A 5,421-nucleotide genomic window follows, 5' to 3' on the forward strand; every position below is an offset into this window, starting at 1 on the left:
ATGGACCGCGTCATCGTTCTTCGCGGGCAAGCCTCGCTCCTACAGGTCATTCGTAGACACTATGCGTACAACCTCCAAACTCGCCCGCGTCCTCTTCGGCCTTCTCGCCTACACCAGCCTCGGCATCGGCCTGATCGCCATCGTCATCCCTGGCCTGCCGACCACCGAGTTCATCCTGCTCGCCGCCTGGGCCGCTACCCGCAGCTCCCCGCGCCTGAGCGCCTGGCTGGAAAACCACCGCCTGTTCGGCCCGATCCTGAGCAATTGGCGCAACGGGAAGATCGTCGCGCGCCGGGCCAAGGTCAGTGCCACCGTCAGCATGCTGCTGTGCGCCACCCTGATGCTGGTGATGCTCGACCACGGCTGGCCAATCTATCTGGCGATTGCAGGCATGACGCTGGGCAACCTGTGGATCTGGTCGAGACCGGAATCCGTGGCGAAAACCTCCTGAATCTTGCGGCGACTTTCCCTGTTTTTCCGCCTGTTTTCGGCACATTTTTCCGCGCAAACGGTCAACCATGACCGTTCGTCGGGTTGCGATTCATGCGCCTAACCTCCACGCCGATGGGGTTTGAATGGCGCTGAATGGATTTGGCGCGCCGAGCCGCAAACGCTCGCAGCCAACCACTCATCCATTCGCGAGTTCGCCCCATGTTCGACTCACTGTCCATCCGCCTGAAAACTGTCCTGCTGTCTGCCCTGTGCCTGCTTGGCGTGGTCGCCTTGATCATGGGCATGAACTTCTACCAGTCCCATCAGAACGATGAACTGGTCAGCGCTTCCAGCAGCAAGATGCTCACCGACAGTGTGCAGGACCTCCTGCAGGCCAAGGCCGCCGAGCAGGCCGTGCGGGTGCAGAAGACCTTCGGCGAAAGCCTGCTGGTGGTCACCGCCCTGGCCGACCAGATCAAGGACATGCGCAACATGGCCGCCAAGCGTTCGATTGAACCGGGCGTGGTGCGCGAAGAGTTGAACCAGAGCCTGAAAACCGCCTTCGAGCGCAACAGCAAGGTGCTGGGCATCTGGCTGGCGTTCGAGCCCAACGGCCTGGACGGCAAGGACAGCGAATTCGTCAACGACGCGGCGCGCCAGTCCAACGAAATCGGCCGTTTCGCCACCTACTGGAGCCGGGCCGGCGGCACCGCGCTGAACACGATCATGGTCGAGGAAGACATGACCAAGACCGATCTCAACCTCAGCGGCACGCCCTACAACGTCTGGTACACCTGCCCGCGCGACACAAAACGTACCTGCCTGCTCGACCCTTATGCCGATACCGTCGGCAACAAGGAAATGTTGATGACCACCATTTCCGTGCCGCTGCTCGTGGAGGGCAAGACCATCGGCGTAGTCGGCATCGACATCGCCCTCGATACCCTGCAAGCGGCCTCTGTCGCCTCCCAGAGCGAACTGTTCGACAGCGCCGGACACATGCTGATCGTCTCCGGCACCGGCGTGCTGGCGGCCTACAGTGTCGACGCCGGCAAGGTCGGCAAAAAAATTGGCGACAGCCTCGGTGAAGACGGCAAGAACATCGTGCAAATGCTCGGCGCCGGCGCACCGAAGATTCTCGACCAGGGCGACCTGATCCGCGCGGTCTACCCGGTCAGCCCGATTGCCGACGCCAAGCCTTGGGGCGTGGTGATCGACCTGCCCAAACAGGTGATGCTGGCCGACTCGGTGAAACTGCAAACGGTGCTCGAAGACGCCCGCCAGAGCGGCACGATCAAGGCGGTGGTGGTGGCGATCGTGGCCGGCCTGATCGGCTTGCTGCTGATCTGGCTCACCGCCTCGGGCGTCACCCGACCGATCAACAGCGTGGCCGAGATGCTCAAGGCGATCGCCAGCGGCGACGGTGACCTGACCCAACGCCTGCGCTACAGCAAGAAAGATGAGCTGGGCGAACTGGTCAGCTGGTTCAACCGCTTCCTCGACAAGCTGCAGCCGACCATCGCACAGATCAAGCAGAGCATCACCGACGCCCGCGGCACCGCCGACCAGTCTTCGGAAATCGCCCGTCAGACCAGCGAAGGCATGCAACTGCAGTTCCGTGAAATCGACCAGGTCGCCACCGCGTCCAACGAAATGAGCGCCACCGCCCATGATGTCGCCAACAGCGCGTCGAACGCCGCCAGTGCCGCCAAGGGCGCCGACCAGTCGGCCCGCGACGGCATGCAGATCATCGAGCGCAGTACCCGCGACATCAACGATCTGGCTGAAGAAGTCAGCAAGGCCGTGAGCGAAGTGGAAGCGCTGGCCGAGAACAGCGAGCAGATCGGCTCGGTGCTGGAGGTAATCCGCAGCATCGCCGAACAGACCAACCTGCTGGCGCTCAACGCTGCAATCGAAGCCGCCCGCGCCGGTGAAAGCGGTCGCGGTTTTGCGGTGGTGGCCGATGAAGTGCGCAATTTGGCCAAACGCACCCAGGACTCGGTGGAGGAAATCCGCCTGGTGATCGAACGCATCCAGAGCGGCACCCGCGGCGTGGTCGCCACCATGCACTCGAGCCAGACCCAGGCCCACAGCAACGCCGGGCAGATCCAGCAGGCAGTACAGGCCTTGAGCAAGATCAGCGATGCGGTCACGGTGATCAGCGACATGAACCTGCAAATCGCCAGCGCCGCCGAACAGCAAAGCGCCGTGGCCGAAGAGGTCAACCGCAACGTCTCGGCGATCCGCACCGTGACCGAAACCCTGACCGGCCAGGCCACCGAATCGGCGCAGATCAGCAGCCAGCTCAACCAGCTGACGACTCAGCAGATGAAATTGATGGATCAGTTCCGCGTTTAGCGGACACCACAATCCCTGTGGGAGCGGGATTGCTCGCGAAAGCGGTGGATCAAACAAAATCACGTTGCCCGACACTACGCACTCGCTAACAAACCCGCCCCCACAAAGGGCGGATTTCATCTGGCCTCGCGTTTTATGAACTATGATCGGGCTCTCGTTCCGGAGGGCCTTCGATGACTGATTTACTCACGTCCATTCAAGCCGCACTCGGCTTGCCAGCCACACCCATCCCGTTCACCGCCAGCGGCGCCCTGCCCTCGGCATTCGCCGTTACCGACCTGGCCTGCGCCAGCATCGCGGCCGCGGGCCAGGCCATTAGCGAACTGCTGCATCAACAAACCGGACGCCTGCCCGGCCTCGAAGTCGACCGTCGCCTGGCTTCGTTCTGGTTCTCAAGTTCCATTCGCCCACTGGGCTGGAGCGTGCCACCGTTGTGGGACCCGATCGCCGGCGACTACGCCGCCAAGGACGGCTGGATCCGCCTCCACACCAACGCCCCTCATCACCGCGCCGCTGCCGAATCGGTGATTGGCACCTGCGCCGACCGCACCGCGATGGCGGCCAAAGTCGCGCAATGGGCCAAGAGCGATCTGGAGCAGGCCGTGGTCGAAGCCGGTGGCTGCGCCGCCGAAATGCGTAGCTGGGCCGAGTGGCAAGCACACCCTCAAGGCCAGGCCGTGAACGCCGAACCACTGGTCCAATCCGCCACCCACAACAACCAGAGCGCTAAACCCTGGCAGGGCTCGGTGGCGCAACCCCTGGCCGGGATAAAAGTGCTGGACCTGACCCGCGTGCTCGCCGGCCCCGTCGCCAGCCGTTTTCTCGCTGGCCTCGGCGCCGAAGTTTTGCGCATCGATCCACCGTCCTGGAACGAGCCGGGCGTGATCCCGGAAATGACTCTGGGTAAACGCTGCGCACGTCTCGACCTGCAGGACAAAACCGATCGCAGCGTTTTCGAAGCCTTGCTCAAGGACGCCGACATCGTGCTGCACGGCTACCGCGCCGACGCGCTGGAGCGCTTGGGATACGGGGTCAGTGAACGACAAAAATTCGCCCCCGGCCTGATCGACGTCAGCCTCAACGCCTACGGCTGGAGCGGCCCCTGGCAGAACCGTCGCGGCTTCGACAGCCTGGTGCAGATGAGCAGCGGCATTGCCGAAAATGGCATGCAGTGGAAGCGCTCGGACAAGCCGACGCCATTACCGGTGCAGGCGCTGGATCACGCCACCGGATATCTGATGGCGGCCAGTGCGATCAAGTTGTTGGCGGAGCGTTTGAGCAGTGGGCGCAGTGGCTCGGCGCGGCTGTCGTTGGCGCGCACGGCGAAGTTGCTGATCGAGAATGGGCCCGGCAAAGAAGAAGCGTTGCGGGCAGAAGATGAAGCGGATCAGGGGATGCTGGTCGAACAGACGCCATGGGGACCGGCGCATCGGTTGCATGTGCCACTGAAGATCACCGGTACACCCTTGCAGTGGACCATCCCCGCCTCCGAACTCGGCTCACATCGCCCGCAGTGGTGGTGACTATCTGATCCTCATCGCGGGCAAGCCCGCTCCCACAGGTTTCAGTGGTGTTCGCAAAACTTGTGTTCAACACGGACATTGTGGGAGCGGGCTTGCCCGCGAAGGCGTCCGAACCGACGACGCATGTTCAGGATCAGCTCAATCACCACGACTCAACGAAGTCCAAAGCAACTGCGCCGCATACCCCCGATACGGCCGCCAAGCCTCAGCCCGCACCTGCAACTGACGCGCCGTCACCGCCTCCCCCTCAAGCGCCGCCAAGGCATTGATCAACCCCACATCCCCCGACGGAAACCCATCCAGCTCGCGCAACTGCCGCAAGGCCACATACTGCGCCGTCCAGTCGCCGATGCCGTACAACGCCAGCAACCGCGCCACACCTCCCGGCCTGCCCGGCTCGAACAACAGCGGATCATCCAGCAACGCTTGAGCCACGCCGGACAACGTTCGCCCACGGCTTTTGGGCATGCCCAACGTCGCCAGATCCGCCGCTGCCAACACCGCAGCTTCGGGAAACACATGACTCAAACCACCCCGCGGTGAAACCAGCGGCACCCCATAACTCGCCACCAGTTTCCCCCCCAGCTTGATCGCCGCCACCACCGTGATCTGCTGGCCCAACACCGCACGAATCGCCAACTCCAATCCATCCCATGCCCCCGGAATTCGCAAGCCCGGACGCTCGGCGATCAAACGCGCCAGCAGCGGATCGACCGCCAGCTGCCGATGGATCGTGTCCAAATCCGCATCCAGATCGAACATTCGCCGCACCCGGGTGACGATCTCGGGTACTGCGCTCGGGTCGGGGAAATCCAGCGACAGCTCCAGTGAGTCCTCCGACTCAGGCTGGATCGATAGCGTGCCGTGAACGCCATTCAAGCCAATGCTGCGCGAGTAAACACCATCCACCACCTCTTCCATCCCGACAATCGCCCGCGCCGACAGAAAGCCGAGCATGGCCGGCCAGTCGTAGGGTGGTTGAAATTTGAGCGATAGCTTCATGGCGCAGCAGCCTTGCAGTAGCGGAGTGATGCGCAAGGTAACCTAAAACCACTGAACCCTGTGGGAGCGAGCCTGCTCGCGATAGCGGTGTGTCATTGAGCACTGA

General features: G+C 62.9%; 3 protein-coding genes and 2 pseudogenes. 4 read left to right on the forward strand and 1 reads right to left on the reverse strand.

Going from position 1 to position 5,421, the window contains the following annotated elements:
- The first annotated feature begins 61 nt into the window (after nucleotides 1–61).
- The 4 genes and pseudogenes from ACW9JE_RS28225 (at nucleotide 62) to ACW9JE_RS28240 (ending at nucleotide 4,313) form a co-directional block, all read left to right on the forward strand.
- On the forward strand, nucleotides 62–451 hold the full coding sequence (locus ACW9JE_RS28225; protein ID WP_457434630.1) for a YbaN family protein: 390 nt from the start codon (nucleotides 62–64) through the stop codon (nucleotides 449–451).
- Between the two features lie 473 nt (nucleotides 452–924).
- Nucleotides 925–1,932 (forward strand): annotated as a pseudogene (locus ACW9JE_RS28230) (PDC sensor domain-containing protein); the annotation flags it as partial.
- Nucleotides 1,933–2,247: 315 nt separating this feature from the next.
- Nucleotides 2,248–2,790, forward strand: a pseudogene (locus ACW9JE_RS28235) (methyl-accepting chemotaxis protein); the annotation flags it as partial.
- Nucleotides 2,791–2,963: 173 nt separating this feature from the next.
- Nucleotides 2,964–4,313 (forward strand): CoA transferase, encoded by a 1,350-nt coding sequence (locus ACW9JE_RS28240; protein WP_457434628.1) that lies wholly within the window; start codon nucleotides 2,964–2,966, stop codon nucleotides 4,311–4,313.
- A 138-nt stretch (nucleotides 4,314–4,451) separates the two neighbouring features.
- On the opposite strand, the gene ACW9JE_RS28245 is transcribed toward ACW9JE_RS28240, so the two are convergent.
- Entirely contained in the window at nucleotides 4,452–5,315 is an 864-nt protein-coding gene (locus ACW9JE_RS28245) for a DNA-3-methyladenine glycosylase family protein (protein WP_457434629.1), read from the reverse strand.
- Nucleotides 5,316–5,421: the final 106 nt, after the last annotated feature.

The organism is Pseudomonas sp. SDO55104_S430 (assembly GCF_054070595.1).